Below are 17,970 nucleotides of genomic sequence, written 5' to 3'. Positions count from 1 at the left end.
TTAGCTTCAGCGTGCAACCGGATACAGCAGCTCTTCCTTATAACCGGCCCACACGCGCACCACATCGGGGAAGGCATCGTCCAGCACCGTATCACCACTGTCCACCAGCAACGGCCGACCTTCCAGTGTGCCGAGCTTGCGCTTGGTGGCGACCACCCGCAGGTTTTCCAGGCCGATGGCGCGCAGCACCCGTGGGCTGATCTGCTGGTTGCCACGGCCAATAATATGGCCCTGACCGCCAATCGCAGTCACCAGCAGCCGCGCGGGATGACCATCAACCAGCTCGAACAGCTGCGCCTCGGTGACATCGCTGGCCAGCAGCTGACCATTCTCGATCACATCGACGCCCAGCAGCGTGGTCTGCAAGCCGAGATTCTGCGCCAGGCCATGCAGGGTCGAGCCGGGGCCGAAGACATAACGTACATCGCTTTCCCAGCTGTCCTGCAGCCAGTCGGCCAGGTCAATCAGTACCAGCTCTTCGGATTCGACGCCGCTCTGCTTAACCTGCTGCACATAGCCGCCTTCCTGCGGTACGGTCAGTTCGCCATACCAGCGCGCCGTCACCCGACCTTCACGCAGGGCGCTTTCATCAATATCACGTACTTCACCGCTGCTCAGACGCACCAGGCCGCCCTCGACCAGCCGTGCAGTCAGCTCACCGGCTGCGCGTGGGCTGATGGCGTAGACCCCGGACTGAATCTTTACCCCAGCCGGAATCCCCAGCACGGGCTGACCTTCACGTACCGCCGCGCAGATATCTCGCGCCGTGCCATCGCCACCAGCAAACAGAATCAGCGCGACACCAGCATCCTGTAGCAGTTCGACAGCCTGGCGGGTATCAGCGGCGCTGCTCGGGCCTTCGCCCAACTCGCCGACCACACGGTGGGCAAAGCCCATCTCGGCAAGCAAATCGGCGCCCATGGCGCCGGGAAAGGTGACGATTTCCAGGCGATCACGCAGCGGCAGCAGCACCTCAAGCGCCGTCTGCGTGCGCAGCGCCGCTTTGGCTTCAACCCCCAAAGCCAGGGCCTGCTCGGCCATGCCGTCACTGCCTTTGAACCCCGCCGGGCCGCCCAGCCCGGCCAATGGGTTGATGATCAAGCCAATATGGAAAAGCCCCATAACACCCTCTGATTCAATACCTACGTGCACCTGGCACAGTGCCTGCAATGACTGATTTGCCCTGTGTCTTGCGGCGGTTTTCTGCCGTCGCAGTTGTCATAGCGCCTTCATCTAACACTCATAAAATCGCGCTAACCGATGAGGAGACCAGCCATGCACAGCCAACAACAGAATTCGCAAAAAGCCCCGACCATGCCGATTGGTGGCTTTGTCATCGACGCCCATGGCCGCGAAATCCCGATCACCGAAGAGATGATCCAACAGGCCTGCACCGCGTTTGAAAAAGCTCAAAAGCAAGCCGCAAACCGTAAGTAAGTTTCCTGCCAGGGCAGCATTCGCTGCCCTTCGCTACAGCTAATTCAATCTCGCGCCCAACGCCTGCACCAAGCTGACCAACGCCGGCGCATCACCTTTTACAGAAACCTTAAGCCCGTCGATTTCCCGTCGCATCGGGTAGTGTTTGCGCAGCCCGTCAAACGCCGCACGCCGGGTTGCCGCATCGCCCTGCAGGCTGCGGCGAAAATCCGCATCATCGCGGCGCGGGTCATACAGCGCGCGGCAGATACTGGACAAGGCCCAAGCCGGGTCAGCGCTGGCATCGATAGTCAGCTCACTTAGCCAGGCAGCAGGCATCAGTTGCTGCAGTTCAACGCTGGGCACCACACCCAGGTACTGGCACAACGCCTGATAAATCTGCGCCGTGCCGCGTAGCTTGCCGTCGAGGCTGTAGCCGGCAATATGCGGCGTGGCGATGCGGCACAACGCGGCCAGTTCAACATCGGCCTGCGGCTCGCCTTCCCAGACATCCAGCACCACCTGCAGATCACTGCGTTGCGCCAGCAACTCGCGCAAGGCCTGGTTATCCACCACCGCACCGCGACTGGCATTGATCAGCCAACTGCCGGATTTGAGTGATGCCAGTCGCGCATGATCGAACAGGTGATACGTCGGGTGATCGCCCAGGCGCTCCAGCGGCGTATGCAGGCTGATCACGTCACACTCATCCAGCACCTGCTGCAAACTGACGAAATCACCACCCTCCAGCGCCTGACGCGGCGGATCGCAGACCAGTACACGCCAGCCCAGGCCACGCAGCACCTTGAGCAAACGGCTGCCAACCTGCCCCGCGCCGACTACCCCATAGGTGCGCGTCGCCAGATCAACGCCCTGCTGCTCGGCCAATACCAGCAGGCTGCCCAGCACATAATCGACCACACCACGGGCATTACAGCCCGGCGCGCTGGCCCAGGTGATGCCGACCTGCTGGAAATAGTCGAGGTCCAGATGGTCGGTTCCGATTGTGCAGGTGCCGACAAACTTCACCGGCGAGCCATCGAGCAGCGCGCGGTTAACCTGGGTCACCGAGCGCACCAGCAACAGATCAGCATCGACGACCGCAGCCGCATCGATGCTGCGACCGGGCAGGCGACGAATTTCACCAAAACCGGCAAAGAATTCATCAAGCAGAGGGATATTATCATCAGCGACGATGCGCATGGCTGTGCTCCACAAATCAGGCCGGCATTCTAACCTGCCGGCAGCGCTTGGCTACGCTGACTCGTGTGATGCGCCGATTGCACTGAAACATCACGCAACAAGGTTTCCTGACCAAGCCGTCAAGGCGTAGACTGCACGGTTTCCTGATATACAGCCGGATACACCTCAATGCTTGCCCAAACCCGCTTGCAACGCGTCAGCACCGAGTTCTACAGCCTGCTGAAGCTGGCAACGCCGATCATCATTGCCCAACTGGCCAACACCGCCATGGGCTTCGTCGATACCGTGATGGCCGGCCGGGTCAGCCCGCAGGACTTGGCCGCCGTGGCGCTGGGCAACTCGATCTGGGTGCCGGTGTTTCTGCTGATGACCGGCATTCTGCTGGCCACCACGCCCAAGGTCGCGCAGCGCTTCGGCGCAGGCGCGCATGCCGAGATCGGCCCGCTGGTGCGCCAGGCACTGTGGCTGGCGTTGGCCGTAGGCATCGCGGCAGCGCTGATTCTGTGGAACGCGGAAATCATCCTCAGCCTGATGAACGTCGACCCGGCGCTGATCGAACCGGCCATGGGTTACCTGCGCGCCGTGGCCTGCGGCTTTCCGGCCGTAGCGCTGTACCACGTGTTGCGCTGCTTCAGTGACGGCCTCGGGCATACCCGGCCGAGTATGGTCATCGGCCTGTGCGGTCTGGCACTGAATATTCCGCTCAATTACATCTTTATCTACGGCAAGCTCGGCCTGCCAGCCATGGGCGGCGTCGGCTGCGGCTGGGCCACCGGTCTGGTGATGGGTTTTATGTTCCTGAGCATGCTCTGGTGGGTGAAGTGGGCACCGTTCTATCAGCCGAGCAGAATCTTCAGCCACTTCGAATGGCCGCAGTGGGCGGTGCTCAAGCGCCTGCTTTCGGTCGGTCTGCCGATTGGCATTGCGGTGTTTGCCGAGTCGAGCATCTTTGCGGTGATCGCGCTGCTGATCGGCGGCCTGGGCGCCACCGTGGTGGCCGGGCACCAGATCGCCCTGAACTTCAGCTCCATGGTGTTTATGATCCCCTATTCCCTGGGCATGGCCGCCACCGTGCGCGTCGGACAGGCGCTGGGGCGTGGCGAGCCCCGTGAAGCGCGCTTTGCCGCCGGGGTGAGCATGGCGGCGGCACTCGGCTACGCCTGCCTGTCGGCCAGCCTGATGCTGCTGTTGCGCGAGCAGATTGCGCAGATCTATACCCCGGACGGTGCAGTAATTGCGGTGGCCACCACCCTGCTGGTGTATTCGGCGCTGTTCCAGTTCTCCGATGCCATACAGGTAACCGCAGCCGGCGCGCTGCGTGGTTATCAGGACACCCGTGTGACCATGATTCTGACCCTGTTCGCCTATTGGGGCATCGGCTTGCCGGTGGGTTATGTGCTCGGCCTGACCGACTGGTTCGGCGAGCCAAGCGGCCCCAGCGGGCTCTGGCAGGGGCTGGTGGTCGGCCTCACCTGCGCCGGCGGCATGCTCGCCGTACGCCTGGCCGGCAGCGCGCGCAAACGCATCCGCATGGCCAGTTAGCGCTTAATCCGGGTGGCAGGGATGCGCCGCCAGCGCGTCCCAATAGGCCGAGGGCAGCCATTCACGCCCCGCCAGCAAATGCGCCAGGTAGTCGGCACTGGGTAACAGGCCGACCTGGCGAAACGCCGGGTTGGCGATGTACACCCAAGCGGCCTGGACACCACCAGCCGTGACAATCGGCATGCGCTCACGGCTGTAATAGATCGGCGTACCTTCGAAGTAATCCAGCTTGGCGATTTCGTCAGCGCCCTGCAGGCGATACAGCACACCCTCCACCACGCCATCGCGCTGATAACGGATATTGGCGTAGGCGCGCCCCGGCGCACGGTCAGCGGCACGCTTGTCAAAGCACAGACCGTAACCCGGCAAGCGCCCTGGCAATACCTCGCTCACAGACAAGCCGCGGGCCTGCATGCGCGCAGGGTTCATGTTCGAGCCGTAGGCGAAGTACCAATCCATCAGTCGGCTTTCTTGCGGATCAGGTACAGATAAGTCGCGCCCTCTTCGGCCTGTTCCACCAGCTCATGGCCGAGAAACACGCAGAACTTGGGAATATCGCGACGGGTCGAGGGGTCGGTGGCAATCACCTTGAGCAGGCCACCAGCCGGCAGGTCGCGCACCTTGTTGTGCAGCATCATCACCGGCTCCGGGCAGTTCAGCCCGGTGGCGTCGAGGGTATCATCGGGAATCGCAGGGGTTTGCAAAGACATCGGCAGGCTCCAGTAGCAGGCCGCTATTCTCGCGCAAAGCTGACCCCGAGGTCATCTGGTGCTGCTGGAAAACTGCTGAGCTCCCTCGCTGCGGCCATTGCAGCCGCAGCGAGGGAGCCAGTGGACAGGCTATTTACCTAAGCGGCGCAGATGACAGGTGACTTCTTCGCGGTCGTGGTACAGCTGTTTGCAGGCAATCGACACCTTGATCTTGCGCGCAGCAAAGCCATCTTCTAGGCGCTGCAGCAGGCGACGAACCTCGGCGTAGCGCTGCTTCATCGGCAGCTTGAGGTTGACCACCGCTTCCCGGCAATGGCCGTCGCCAATCCAGGTTTCCACCATCGCCGCGGTACGCGCCGGCTTTTCGACAATATCGCAGACCATCCAGTCCACCGGCTGCTTGGGCGTCCAGGTGAAGCCGTCGACCATCAGGTGGTTGACCAGGCCGGTGTCCATCAGGCTTTCGGCCATCGGCCCGTTGTCGATGGCGGTTACCAGCATGCCGCGCTTGACCAGCTGATAAGTCCAGCCGCCCGGCGCGGCACCGAGGTCAACCCCGGTCATCTCATCGGACAGGCGCTCATCCCACTGCTCGCGGGGAATGAAGGTGTGCCAGGCCTCCTCCAGTTTGAGGGTCGAACGGCTCGGTGCTTCGCGGGGGAATTTTAACCGAGGGATACCCATGGGCCAGAGCGCCGAGTTATTCGCCTCGGCCATGCCGACAAACACCTCGCGACCGCTCTTGAAGGTCAGCAGCAAACGCGGCTTGCGTGCATCGTCGACCAGCTTGCCGGCCTTGCTCAGGGCCTTGCGCAGCGGCGCTTCGAACTTCTTGCAGAAATTCGACAGCTCTTTGCCGTCGTTGCTGTCCAGCACTTCCAGCCACAGGCTGCCAAACACCGGCGAGTCGGCCAGGTGAGCCAGCAGCACACTGATGCGATCCGTTTCCGGCAGGTCAATAAATACGCCGCGCGCCCACTGCCGAGGAAAGATCAGCTGAGTGAAACGTACCCCACGCATCAGGCGCTCAGCACCATCAGCCTCGGTACAGATAAATTCTGCGCAAGCCGTGTTCGGCTTGGCCTTGGCATACCCGGCCACATTCAGCAACGCAGCCTGTTCGGCGATCTCTGCGCAGACCTCGTTTTCAAATCCGGGGCGGCAGTGCAACAGCAAGCTATTCATCGGTCACTCTCCTCAAGGCGCGCATCATAGCCGACTGGCTCTGTTGCCGTTTGTTTCCTCAACGGTTACATGACCATGCACGCTTCGCCTGCGCCACAACCTTCGGGTTAGACTGCTTGCACTGCGCCAGGCCGCTATGGCCTGCCAACCAGCCATTCGGTCGCACCGGCATCACCAAGCCACGACTTTTGTCTCTATCGGTTACCTCTGAGATCGCGAGCTAAACTTGCGCAGCAAACAGCCGAAGTACTGATAACGCTTAAAGGAATAGAACTCACCATGCGCAATAACCAACCTATTACTCAACGTGAGCGCACATTCCCCGCGCAGCAACGGCTGATTTCCACCACCGACCTCAAAGGCCAGATCACCTATTGCAATGATGCCTTTGTCGAGATCAGCGGCTTCACCCGTGACGAACTGATTCGTGCGCCGCACAACCTGGTGCGCCATCCCGATGTACCGCCAGCAGTGTTCCAGCATATGTGGAATACCCTGAAGAAAGGCAGACCGTGGATGGGCATCGTCAAGAACCGCTGCAAGAACGGTGACCACTATTGGGTCAACGCCTACGTCACCCCGGTGACAGAAAGCAATCAGGTGATCGGCTACGAGTCGGTGCGGGTCAAACCGACTACCGAACAGGTACGTCGCGCCGAAGCCTTGTACCAACGTATCAACAGCGGCAAATCAGCGATTCCTGGCAGTGACCGCTGGCTGCCCATCGTGCAGGACTGGCTGCCATTTATTCTGGTCAGTCAGATCGGCTTCCTGATCGGTGCCTGGCTCGACTCCAGCTGGGGCTTTGCCCTGGCGGCGGCACTCTCGGTGCCGCTCGGCCTGGCCGGTTTGAACTGGCAACAGCGCGGCCTCAAACGCCTGCTGCGCCTGGCCGACCAGACCACATCAGACCCGTTGATCGCGCAGATGTACACCGACAGCCGCGGCGCGCAGGCTCGCCTGGAAATGTCCATCCTCAGCCAGGAAGCGCGCCTGAAAACCTGCCTGACCCGCCTACAGGACACCGCCGAACAGCTCACCCTGCAAGCCAAGCAGGCCGACACGCTGGCGCACAACAGCTCCGCCGGACTTGAGCGGCAGCGCAACGAAACCGATCAGGTGGCCACTGCCATCAACGAAATGGCCGCCACCACACTGGAAGTGGCCAGCAACGTCGCCCGCACTGCCATCGCCACCCAGGATGCCAACCGCCTGACCAGTGCCGGCCGCAGCATTGCCAGCGAAACTCGTCAAGCTATTCAGCGCCTGTCGCAATCGGTCGGCGATACCGGTGAAACGGTGACACGCCTGGCCCAGGACAGCACTGAAATCGGCGGCGTGGTCGATGTGATCAAAGGCATTGCCGACCAGACTAACCTGCTCGCCCTCAACGCCGCCATCGAAGCGGCGCGGGCCGGGGAAATGGGCCGTGGTTTTGCCGTGGTGGCCGACGAAGTGCGCTCGCTGGCGCAGCGTACCGCCGAATCCACCGGGCAGATCCACCAGTTAATCGCCAAGTTGCAACGCACCGCAGAAGAAGCGGTACTGACCATGGAAATCGGCCGTAAGCAGGCAGACGAAGGGGTTGAACGTGTGCAGCAGGCCGACGAAGCGCTGGCCGGTATCAGCGACGCAGTAGCCAATATCACCGATATGGCCAACCAGATCGCCGCGGCCGCCGAAGAGCAAAGCGCAGTGGCCGATGAGGTCAACCGCAGCATCACCACCATCGCCCACCTGGCCGACCAGACCGCGGGCGAGGCGCATGACACCGCCCTGCTCAGCGAAGCCCTGACGGCCACCGCCAACGGTCAGTACGCACTGGTCGAACGCTTTAACCGCTAAAAAAGCAACGGTGTACTGCTCTGTAGGAGCCAGCTTGCTGGCGATGCTGTGATCCGCTGATCGCCAGCAAGCTGGCTCCTACAAATTCTCGTAGCGGTTCATATCCAGCACGCCGGCTTCCACCGGTTCAGTCTGCTGGATATACGCCGACATATCGTGGAAATAGCGCCAGAACTCGGGATGCGTACGGCGAATGCCCCAGCGCTCGACAACCTTCTCAAACGCTGGCTGATAACGTGCCTGTTCCAGCGCAGCAACGAAGTCCGCCACCTGCTCTGCCGGAACATTGAAGATAAAGTTCGGGTAGCTGCTTAGCACACCGGGATACACCGTCAGGGTATCCAGCGCTGGCTGGTAGCGCAGTTCCTCGCCCAGCATAAAGGCCACATTGCTGTGCGCACGGTTGCGCAGCAGGCTATAGATCTCACGCTGCCCGTCAGTCAACTCCACGCGTAACAGTGTGGCTTCCGGCAACTGATTGATCACCTTGAGCGTGCCCCCTGGTTTACCGGTCAAGCGACTCAGGGATTGCTCGGCACGCTGTAGCTCAGCGGTTATGCCGGAGCGATGACAATGCGCACCCGTGCAGCGGTTGATCGGATCGGGCCGCGCATTCAAGCTGCCATAACGCTCCAGCAGGGTTTCGACAAAGCTGCGTTTAGGGTCACCTGCGATCAAGTGCAGCGCACTCGGGCTGTCACTGTCGATGGCCTGATAATCCAGCCAGATTTTCAGCTTGCCGCTGCTCTGGTACCAATCATCCAGATAACTCTTGCGTGACTCGGCCGGCATCAGACGCAGGAAGTTGACCTCGGCACCATTGCGGATCAGGTCAAAATACAAACGGGTCTGCGCCTGGTGTGAAACGTTGCCAAACACATCGAAGTTCACCACCAGTTGGTAGTAGGTGCGCTCCAGCAGTGGGTAATCCATCCACCAGAGGGTTTGCGGCACTTCACCAATCAGCCCTTTGCGCACCGAGGCGCTGTCGTGCTGGCGGAAGATCGACAGCAAGGCATTGTCGTTGCCGGCCCAGATATGCGACCAGCTAGGTGCGGGAGCATCGGCATAACGCTGCATACGCAGCGCTTCATAAGCATTGCGTTTGTCCCGGTAGCTGCGCCACAGGCCCGGCAGATCGGTGATGCCATCAAGCTGCCCCGGCATGGCCAACAACGCGGTGGCCTCCTCGCGGTATTCGGCATCAGTGATATAGAGGTCGTGCTGCGGGTCCTGGAACAGCGCCCAGAAGTTGTCGCGAATCACATCCGTGGCAATCTGCCCGCGGCATACCGGGCCGCGAATAAAGGTACGCACGAAGTACTCGGCGTTATCCAGCATAAACTGATAGCGCGCCTGCGCGGGAATCGCAGCAAAGGTCTCGAATGGATTGGCACGGCGCTGCAGGCCATAACCAGGCACGGCGTCGGCCTGCCAGTCACTGGCAAAGAACAACTCTTTGACCCGCGCCAGCTTGGCCGCACTCAACCCGTAGGTGATGTGGGTCTTGTGCACAATCACGCCCTGCACCGGGATCAACCGGTAATAGAACTCGGTGCCGGGGTCATCATTGGGTCGCCGCGTGGCGATGACATCCACTGGCTGGCCGCTGGGCGTGCGCGAACGCACCATCTGGAAGAAGTGCCCCGCTTCGCCACCGGCAAAATGCAGGTGGGCGAGAAACAGGTGTTCGTAGAGCCAGCGCGACACCAGCGCCTCGCGGGCGCCGGGGGCGTTCATAAAGGCTTCCCAGGTGGCGACCTGCTGCGCCTCGGCGGCGCTGGCCTGCAGCGCCTGCTGATCGACCGGCGCGCCCTGCTCGATCCAAGCCTGCAGCGTCTGGTAGTCGGCCTCACTCAAGCCAGTCACCGCGAACGGCATGCCGGCTTGCGGATTCTTGCGGGCGAACTCGGCAAACTCCTGTGGCAACGGGCATTGGTTGGCGCGGTTGATACTGATATCCAGCTGCGCCGGCAATTTGCTGTTGGCGGCCAGCGGCTGCTGGTGCCCAAGCTCCAGCATACGCGCCATCAGCGCCGCCTGACTGCCCTGCGCATCCAGCACCGAGGTAAAGCCCTTGCGCCGCCAGGCCGCCTGGTCATGCGCGTCGAGAAACAGCCGCGTAGTAGCCTGAGCCTGGGTGCGCGTACCGTTGTACACCGCAGTTTTGCTTGCCCCACGCTCTGCCCCTGCGGCGCTGCCCAGATTGAGCTGGCACGGCGCATCGTAGCAGGCATGGCAAGCCACACAGTTCTTGGTAAAGATCGGCTGCACGTCGCGGCTGAAGGAAACCGGCTGCGCCGCCTGCAGCGAGCCGATGAACAATAAACACGCGCCAAGCAGTAAGCGGCAGAACATAAGCACATCCCTGAAAAGACCAAGCACCGATTCTAGCTGGCGCCAGGCAAGCAAGGCGAATCAACAAACATGAGCAGGATTCATGTGAAAGCGCAGACCACTGCAAAAGCACGCAGCTTTGCTATCATCGCCACCTTTGTTTCCGCTCCCCAGGTAGTTCCCCATGTCCGATCGCACCGCCCGTCTCCACGCTCTGCAGAAGGCTCTTTCCGAGCGCATCCTGATCCTCGACGGCGGCATGGGCACCATGATCCAGAGCTACAAGCTGGAAGAAGCCGATTACCGAGGTGAACGCTTCGCCGATTGGCCGCAGGACGTCAAAGGCAACAACGACCTGCTGATCCTCAGCCGTCCGGACGTGATCGGTGCCATCGAGAAGGCGTATCTGGATGCCGGCGCGGATATCCTCGAAACCAACACCTTCAACGCCACCCAGGTATCCCAGGCCGACTACGGCATGGAAAGCCTGGTGTATGAGCTGAACGTCGAAGGCGCGCGTCTGGCCCGCAGCGTGGCCGATGCCAAGACGCTGGAAACCCCCGATCGCCCGCGTTTCGTCGCCGGCGTGCTGGGCCCAACCAGCCGCACTTGCTCGATCTCCCCGGATGTGAACAACCCTGGCTACCGCAACGTCACCTTTGACGAGCTGGTGGAAAACTATGTGGAAGCCACCCGCGGCCTGATCGAAGGCGGCGCGGACATGATCCTGATCGAAACCATCTTCGACACCCTCAATGCCAAGGCGGCGATCTTCGCCGTGCAGGAAGTCTTCGAGCAGCAGGGCTTCGAGCTGCCGATCATGATTTCCGGCACCATCACCGACGCCTCCGGCCGTACCCTGTCCGGGCAGACCACTGAAGCCTTCTGGAACTCGGTGCGCCACGCCAAGCCGATTTCCGTGGGCCTGAACTGCGCCCTCGGTGCCAGCGACCTGCGCCCGTACCTGGAAGAGTTGGCCAACAAAGCCGACACCTTTGTCTCCGCGCACCCCAACGCCGGTCTGCCAAATGCCTTTGGTGAATACGACGAAACCCCGGCGGAAATGGCCGTAGTAGTTGAAGAGTTTGCCGCCTCGGGCTTTTTGAACATTGTCGGCGGCTGCTGCGGCACCACGCCGGCGCATATCCAGGCGATTGCCGATGCGGTAAGAAAATACCCGCCGCGCGCCATTCCGGATATTCCCAAGGCCTGTCGCCTGTCCGGTCTGGAGCCCTTCACCATCGACCGCAACTCGCTGTTTATCAACGTCGGCGAGCGCACCAATATCACCGGTTCGGCCAAGTTTGCCCGGCTGATCCGCGAGGACAACTACACCGAAGCCCTGGAAGTCGCCCTGCAGCAGGTGGAAGCCGGCGCCCAGGTGATCGACATCAACATGGACGAGGGCATGCTCGATTCGCAGAAGGCCATGGTCACCTTCTTGAATCTGATCGCCGGCGAACCGGACATCTCCCGCGTGCCAATCATGATCGACTCCTCCAAGTGGGAAGTGATCGAGGCCGGCCTCAAGTGCATCCAGGGCAAGGGCATCGTCAACTCGATCTCGATGAAGGAAGGCGTCGAGCAGTTCAAGCACCACGCCCGCCTGTGCAAACGCTATGGCGCCGCCGTGGTGGTCATGGCCTTCGACGAGGTCGGCCAGGCTGACACAGCCGAGCGCAAGCGCGAGATCTGTCAGCGCAGCTACGACATTCTGGTCAACGAAGTGGGCTTCCCGCCGGAAGACATCATCTTCGACCCGAACATCTTCGCCGTGGCCACCGGCATCGAAGAGCACAACAACTACGCGGTCGACTTTATCGAGGCCTGCGCCTATATCCGCGACCACCTGCCCTATGCCCTGTCGAGCGGCGGCGTGTCCAACGTGTCGTTCTCCTTCCGTGGTAACAACCCGGTGCGTGAAGCGATTCACTCGGTGTTCTTGTACTACGCGATCCAGAACGGCCTGACCATGGGTATCGTCAACGCCGGTCAGCTGGAAATCTACGACGAGATTCCCAAAGAGCTGCGCGACGCGGTGGAAGACGTGGTGCTCAACCGCAACGCCGGCGCCACCGAAGCGCTGCTGGCGATTGCCGGCAACTACAAGGGCGACGGCAGCGTCAAGGAAGCGGAAACCGAAGAGTGGCGCACCTGGAACGTGGTCGAGCGCCTCAAGCATGCGCTGGTCAAGGGCGTGACCACGCACATCGTCGAAGACACCGAAGAATGCCGCCAGCAATGCGCGCGCCCCATCGAAGTGATCGAAGGCCCGTTGATGGCCGGTATGAACGTGGTCGGTGACCTGTTCGGTGCCGGCAAGATGTTCCTGCCGCAGGTGGTCAAATCCGCCCGCGTGATGAAACAGGCGGTGGCCCACCTGATTCCGTTTATCGAGGCCGAGAAAGGCGACAAGCCGGAAGCCAAGGGCAAGATCCTCATGGCCACCGTTAAAGGCGACGTGCACGACATCGGCAAGAACATCGTCGGTGTGGTCTTGGGCTGCAACGGTTACGACATCGTTGACCTGGGCGTGATGGTGCCGGCCGAGAAAATCCTGCAGGTGGCCAAGGACGAGAAGTGCGACATCATCGGCCTGTCCGGCCTGATCACCCCGTCGCTGGACGAGATGGTGCATGTCGCCCGTGAAATGCAGCGCCAGGATTTCCACCTGCCGTTGATGATCGGCGGCGCCACCACCTCGAAAGCGCACACGGCGGTGAAGATCGAGCCCAAGTATCAGAACGATGCCGTGGTGTACGTCACCGACGCCTCGCGCGCTGTGGGCGTAGCCACTCAGCTGCTGTCCAAAGAGCTGAAAGCGGACTTCGTTGAGCGCACCCGTCTGGATTACATCGAAGTGCGCGAGCGCACCGCCAACCGCAGTGCCCGCACCGAGCGTTTGAGCTACGCCGCCTCAGTCGCCAACAAACCGCAGTTTGACTGGGCCAGTTACCAGCCCAGCGTACCGAGCTTTACTGGCGTCAAGGTGCTGGACAATATCGACCTGGCGACCCTGGCCGAGTACATCGACTGGACGCCGTTCTTTATCTCCTGGGACCTGGCCGGCAAGTTCCCGCGCATCCTCACCGATGAAGTGGTCGGCGAAGCGGCAACGGCCTTGTACGCCGATGCTCAGGCCATGCTGAAAAAGCTGATCGACGAAAAACTCATCAGCGCCCGCGCGGTCTTCGGCTTCTGGCCCGCCAATCAGGTGAATGACGACGACCTGGACGTCTACGCCGACAACGGCGAGAAACTGGCCACCCTGCACCACCTGCGCCAGCAGACCATCAAGCCGGACGGCAAGCCGAACTACTCACTGGCCGACTTTGTTGCACCGAAAGACAGCGGTATCACTGACTATGTTGGCGGCTTTATCACCACCGCCGGTATCGGTGCCGAGGAAGTGGCCAAGGCCTATCAGGACGCCGGCGACGACTACAACAGCATCATGGTCAAAGCCCTGGCCGACCGCCTGGCCGAAGCCTGCGCCGAATGGCTGCACGAGCAGGTGCGCAAAAACTACTGGGGGTACGCCGCCGACGAGCAGTTGACCAACGAGGAACTGATCAAGGAAGCCTATAAAGGCATCCGCCCCGCTCCCGGCTACCCGGCCTGCCCGGACCACACCGAGAAGAAAACCCTGTTCGCCCTGCTTGACCCGGCGGCCGAGTTCAACAAGGCCGGCAACAGCGGTGTATTCCTTACCGAACACTACGCCATGTTCCCGGCAGCCGCGGTGTCCGGCTGGTACTTTGCTCACCCGCAGGCGCAGTACTTTGCGGTCGGCAAAATCGACAAGGACCAGGTGGAAAACTACACCGCCCGCAAGAAGCAGGACTTGAACGTCAGCGAGCGCTGGTTGGCGCCCAACCTGGGCTATGACAACTAAGTAACACCCTCACTGCTCGCCCAATAAAAATGCCGCTCACCTATCAAGTGAGCGGCATTTCTTTTACTTGGAAGACGCTTTAGCGGCGGGCTTTAAACAGCTGCTTCGCGGCTAAAGCCTCTCCCACAGGTGTGGCTGCCTCGGGTTACTGCTGCAGTTCCTGCTCGGTAAACATATCGCTGAACAGCATGCTCGACAGGTAGCGCTCACCCGAGTCCGGCAGGATCACCACAATGGTCTTGCCCTGCATGCCCGGCTCGTTGGCCACGCGCAATGCCGCCGCCATCGCCGCACCACAGGAAATCCCGCAGAGAATCCCCTCTTCACGCATCAAGCGCAGGGCCACGGCCTTGGCATCGTCATCGGTCACCAGCTCAACCCGGTCGACCATGCTAAGGTCAAGGTTGCCTGGAACAAAACCGGCGCCGATGCCCTGGATCTTGTGCGGGCTGGGTTTGACTTCATCACCGGCAATGGTCTGGGTGATCACCGGCGAGCTGATCGGCTCAACCGCTACCGAGAGGATCGGCTTGCCCTGGGTCTGTTTGATATAGCGCGAAATACCAGTGATGGTGCCGCCGGTACCAACACCTGCCACCAGCACATCAATCGCGCCTTCGGTGTCGTTCCAGATTTCCGGGCCGGTGGTCTTTTCATGGATCGCCGGGTTGGCCGGGTTGTTGAACTGCTGCGGCATAAAGTAGGTAGTACTGTCAGAGGCGGCGATTTCCGCTGCTTTTTCAATCGCACCCTTCATGCCCTTGGCCGGCTCGGTCAGCACCAGTTCGGCGCCCAGAGCCTTGAGCACCTTGCGCCGCTCCAGACTCATCGAAGCTGGCATGGTCAACAGCAGCTTGTAGCCACGCGCCGCCGCGACAAACGCCAGGCCAATGCCGGTGTTGCCAGAGGTGGGTTCAACAATGGTCATGCCGGGCCTGAGCACGCCGCGCTCTTCGGCATCCCAGATCATGCTCGCGCCGATCCGGCACTTCACCGAGTAGGCCGGGTTGCGGCCCTCGATCTTGGCCAGGATGGTCACCCCAGCCGGCCCCAGGCGATTGATCCGGACCAGCGGAGTGTTGCCGATGGCTTGTGCATTGTCAGCGAAGATGCGACTCATGGCGAGGTCCTTGTGCGGTAGTTGCCGAAAGTCAGCCAGACTAAAACGCCGGCCCGCCTGCGTCCAGCCTGGCAACAGAGGCTGGGTGACCCGCCATTCAGTGACTGAATGCCCCGTCTGCGTTCACAGTCACCGGGGCTGCGCGTTATAGTCTGTTTTTTTCAAATACTGAACCCGCGGGTATGGCCCTGCGCGTTACCGTTCGAGGATTTACCGATGAAGTTCGAAGGCACCCAGTCCTACGTCGCCACCGACGACCTCAAGCTCGCGGTCAATGCCGCCATCACCCTGCAGCGTCCGCTGCTGGTCAAGGGCGAGCCGGGCACCGGTAAAACCATGCTGGCCGAACAACTGGCCGAATCCTTTGGCGCACGCCTGATCACCTGGCACATCAAGTCAACCACCAAGGCGCACCAGGGCCTGTATGAATACGATGCGGTTAGCCGCCTGCGCGACTCGCAGCTGGATTCCGACAAGGTTCACGACGTTCGCAACTACATCAAGAAAGGCAAGCTATGGGAGGCCTTCGAGTCCGAAGAGCGCGTCATTCTGCTGATCGACGAAATCGACAAGGCCGACATCGAATTCCCCAACGACCTGCTGCAAGAACTCGACAAGATGGAGTTCTACGTTTACGAGACCAACGAGACGATCAAGGCCAAGCAACGCCCGATCATCATCATCACCTCGAACAACGAAAAGGAACTGCCGGACGCCTTCCTGCGCCGCTGCTTCTTCCACTACATCGCCTTCCCGGATCGCGCGACCCTGCAGAAGATCGTCGATGTGCACTACCCCGACATCAAGAAGGATCTGGTCGCTGAAGCGCTGGACGTGTTCTTCGACGTGCGCAAGGTGCCAGGCCTGAAGAAGAAGCCGTCCACCAGCGAACTGGTCGACTGGCTGAAACTGCTGATGGCCGACAACATCGGCGAAGCCGTACTGCGCGAACGCGACCCAACCAAGGCCATCCCGCCTCTGGCCGGTGCGCTGGTGAAAAACGAGCAGGATGTGCAGCTGCTTGAGCGCCTGGCCTTTATGAGCCGCCGCGCGTCGCGCTAAGCATTGGCCGCGGGAGGCGAATCCATGCACAGCGGCAGTTGCCTTTGCGCTGCAGTGAAATACCGCATCGATGCGCCTATCGAGTCGGCGACTCACTGCCACTGTTTGATGTGCCGCAAAGCCCATGGCGCGGCCTTCGCCACTTACGCCAATGTGCGGCGCAAGGACTTTCACTTCACCCAAGGCGAGGAATCACTGGGCGTCTACCAGTCCTCGCCGGGCGTGACGCGGACTTTTTGCCAGCATTGCGGCTCGACCCTGCAGTGGTACAGCGAACAGCCCTACCCGAACTGGCTGTCAGTCGCGCTGGGCACGCTGGATACACCAGTGGGTGAAATCGCGCAGAAGCATATTTTTCCGGAATCGAAAGCCGACTGGTACGCCATCAACGATGGCCTGCCATTGGAGCGGCGCTCCTAGCGCCATAGTCAGTTGAATTCACGAGGGCGCAGCCATGCTGCTCAACCTGTTTAACGAAATGCGCGCCGCCAAGGTACCGGTGTCGGTTCGCGAGCTGCTCGACCTGATCAACGCGTTGAAGCACAACGTGGTGTTCGCCGATATGGACGAGTTCTATTTCCTCTCGCGCACCATCCTGGTCAAGGACGAGCGGCATTTCGACAAGTTCGACCGCGCGTTCGGCGCCTACTTCAAAGGCCTGGAAAACCTTAACCAGCATATCGAGGCGTTAATCCCCGATGAGTGGCTGCGCAAGGAGTTCGAACGCTCGCTGACCGACGAGGAACGCGCCAAGATCGAATCCCTCGGCGGCCTGGACAAGCTGATCGAGGAATTCAAGAAACGCCTCGAAGAGCAGAAGGAACGTCACGAAGGCGGCAACAAGTGGATCGGCACCGGTGGCACCAGCCCATTTGGCTCCGGCGGCTTCAACCCGGAAGGCATCCGCGTGGGTGATGCCGGCAAGCGCCAGGGCAAGGCGGTCAAGGTCTGGGACCAGCGCGAGTACAAGAACCTCGATGATCAGGTCGAGCTGGGTACGCGCAATATCAAGGTGGCCCTGCGCCGCCTGCGCAAGTTTGCCCGCCAGGGCGCTCAGGACGAGCTGGACCTGGACGGCACCATCGACCACACCGCCAAAGACGGCGGCCTGCTGAATATCCAGATGCGCCCGGAACGGCGCAATGCGGTGAAATTGCTGATCCTGTTCGACATCGGCGGCTCGATGGACGCCCACGTCAAAGTCTGCGAAGAGCTGTTTTCCGCCTGCAAGACCGAGTTCAAGCACATGGAGTATTTCTACTTCCATAACTGCGTGTACGAGTCGGTATGGAAGAACAATCTGCGCCGCACCTCCGAGCGCTTTTCCACCCAGGACCTGCTGCGCAAGTACGGCGCGGACTACAAAGTGGTGTTCGTCGGCGATGCGGCCATGGCCCCTTACGAGATCACCCAGGCCGGCGGCAGCGTCGAGCACTGGAACGAAGAGCCGGGCTACGTCTGGATCAAGCGCTTTATGGAGAAGTACAAGAAGCTTATCTGGATCAATCCCTACCCCAAGGACACCTGGAACTACACCGCCTCGACCAACATCATGCGCGAGCTGGTGGAAGACCAGATGTATCCACTGACTCTGCAAGGCCTGGAAGAAGGTATGCGCTTTCTCTCCAAGTAAGACCAACGGGCCCAACAGGGCC

Annotated in this window: 14 protein-coding genes; 7 read left to right on the top strand and 7 right to left on the bottom strand. The window is 61.1% G+C overall.

Annotation, left to right across the window (positions count from 1 at the left end; all coding sequences use genetic code 11):
- Positions 1 to 6 precede the first annotated feature (6 nt).
- The gene (locus IOD17_RS09120; protein ID WP_233684787.1) at positions 7 to 1,122 is read right to left on the bottom strand and encodes an ATP-NAD kinase family protein; all 1,116 of its coding nucleotides are present in this window, start codon (positions 1,120 to 1,122) and stop codon (positions 7 to 9) included.
- Positions 1,123 to 1,260: 138 nt separating this feature from the next.
- Between IOD17_RS09120 and IOD17_RS09115 the strand changes: the two genes are divergently transcribed.
- Positions 1,261 to 1,437, top strand: a complete 177-nt coding sequence (locus IOD17_RS09115) for a PA1571 family protein (RefSeq protein WP_418904259.1) — start codon at positions 1,261 to 1,263, stop codon at positions 1,435 to 1,437.
- Between the two features lie 39 nt (positions 1,438 to 1,476).
- On the opposite strand, the gene pdxB is transcribed toward IOD17_RS09115, so the two are convergent.
- Complete coding sequence (pdxB, locus tag IOD17_RS09110; RefSeq protein ID WP_233684785.1) at positions 1,477 to 2,619, bottom strand: 4-phosphoerythronate dehydrogenase PdxB; 1,143 nt, start codon at positions 2,617 to 2,619, stop codon at positions 1,477 to 1,479.
- 168 nt (positions 2,620 to 2,787) lie between these two features.
- On the opposite strand from pdxB, the gene IOD17_RS09105 reads away from it, so the two are divergent.
- Positions 2,788 to 4,161, top strand: a complete 1,374-nt coding sequence (locus IOD17_RS09105; protein ID WP_233684784.1) for an MATE family efflux transporter — start codon at positions 2,788 to 2,790, stop codon at positions 4,159 to 4,161.
- A 3-nt stretch (positions 4,162 to 4,164) separates the two neighbouring features.
- Here the strand turns inward: IOD17_RS09105 and IOD17_RS09100 are convergent, their stop codons facing one another.
- The 3 genes from IOD17_RS09100 to rlmM all read right to left on the bottom strand — a co-directional run bounded on the left by IOD17_RS09100 (position 4,165) and on the right by rlmM (position 6,056).
- The gene (locus tag IOD17_RS09100) at positions 4,165 to 4,620 is read right to left on the bottom strand and encodes a gamma-glutamylcyclotransferase family protein (RefSeq protein ID WP_233684783.1); all 456 of its coding nucleotides are present in this window, start codon (positions 4,618 to 4,620) and stop codon (positions 4,165 to 4,167) included.
- The gene (gene tusA, locus IOD17_RS09095; RefSeq protein WP_233684782.1) at positions 4,620 to 4,871 is read right to left on the bottom strand and encodes a sulfurtransferase TusA; all 252 of its coding nucleotides are present in this window, start codon (positions 4,869 to 4,871) and stop codon (positions 4,620 to 4,622) included. The genes IOD17_RS09100 and tusA overlap by 1 nt, the downstream gene beginning before the upstream one ends.
- Positions 4,872 to 5,000: 129 nt before the next feature.
- On the bottom strand, positions 5,001 to 6,056 hold the full coding sequence (gene rlmM / locus IOD17_RS09090; protein ID WP_233684781.1) for a 23S rRNA (cytidine(2498)-2'-O)-methyltransferase RlmM: 1,056 nt from the start codon (positions 6,054 to 6,056) through the stop codon (positions 5,001 to 5,003).
- Between the two features lie 279 nt (positions 6,057 to 6,335).
- On the opposite strand from rlmM, the gene IOD17_RS09085 reads away from it, so the two are divergent.
- A complete protein-coding gene (locus tag IOD17_RS09085) occupies positions 6,336 to 7,901 on the top strand; it encodes a methyl-accepting chemotaxis protein (RefSeq protein WP_233684780.1) in 1,566 nt (521 codons plus the stop codon).
- 78 nt (positions 7,902 to 7,979) lie between these two features.
- Here IOD17_RS09085 and IOD17_RS09080 read toward each other — a convergent pair whose 3' ends face one another.
- Positions 7,980 to 10,259 carry a fatty acid cis/trans isomerase gene (locus tag IOD17_RS09080; protein WP_233684779.1) on the bottom strand — a complete coding sequence of 760 codons (2,280 nt, stop codon included), beginning with the start codon at positions 10,257 to 10,259 and terminating at the stop codon, positions 7,980 to 7,982.
- Between the two features lie 163 nt (positions 10,260 to 10,422).
- On the opposite strand from IOD17_RS09080, the gene metH reads away from it, so the two are divergent.
- Complete coding sequence (gene metH / locus IOD17_RS09075) at positions 10,423 to 14,133, top strand: methionine synthase (RefSeq protein WP_233684778.1); 3,711 nt, start codon at positions 10,423 to 10,425, stop codon at positions 14,131 to 14,133.
- A gap of 145 nt (positions 14,134 to 14,278) precedes the next feature.
- Here the strand turns inward: metH and cysK are convergent, their stop codons facing one another.
- Positions 14,279 to 15,253 carry a cysteine synthase A gene (gene cysK, locus IOD17_RS09070; RefSeq protein ID WP_233684777.1) on the bottom strand — a complete coding sequence of 325 codons (975 nt, stop codon included), beginning with the start codon at positions 15,251 to 15,253 and terminating at the stop codon, positions 14,279 to 14,281.
- A 216-nt stretch (positions 15,254 to 15,469) separates the two neighbouring features.
- On the opposite strand from cysK, the gene IOD17_RS09065 reads away from it, so the two are divergent.
- From IOD17_RS09065 to IOD17_RS09055, 3 genes are read left to right on the top strand one after another with little or no spacing between them, the layout of a single operon-like run.
- A complete protein-coding gene (locus tag IOD17_RS09065; protein ID WP_233684776.1) occupies positions 15,470 to 16,315 on the top strand; it encodes an AAA family ATPase in 846 nt (281 codons plus the stop codon).
- A gap of 24 nt (positions 16,316 to 16,339) precedes the next feature.
- Positions 16,340 to 16,735 carry a GFA family protein gene (locus IOD17_RS09060; protein ID WP_233684775.1) on the top strand — a complete coding sequence of 132 codons (396 nt, stop codon included), beginning with the start codon at positions 16,340 to 16,342 and terminating at the stop codon, positions 16,733 to 16,735.
- Between the two features lie 34 nt (positions 16,736 to 16,769).
- Entirely contained in the window at positions 16,770 to 17,948 is a 1,179-nt protein-coding gene (locus tag IOD17_RS09055; protein WP_233684774.1) for a vWA domain-containing protein, read from the top strand.
- Positions 17,949 to 17,970 lie beyond the last annotated feature (22 nt).

The organism is Pseudomonas anguilliseptica (genome assembly GCF_021375795.1).
Classification (GTDB): Bacteria; Pseudomonadota; Gammaproteobacteria; order Pseudomonadales; family Pseudomonadaceae; genus Aquipseudomonas; species Aquipseudomonas anguilliseptica_A.
The sequence above is the reverse complement of the archived record's forward strand: the minus strand, read 5'-3'. Positions and strand labels throughout refer to the sequence as shown.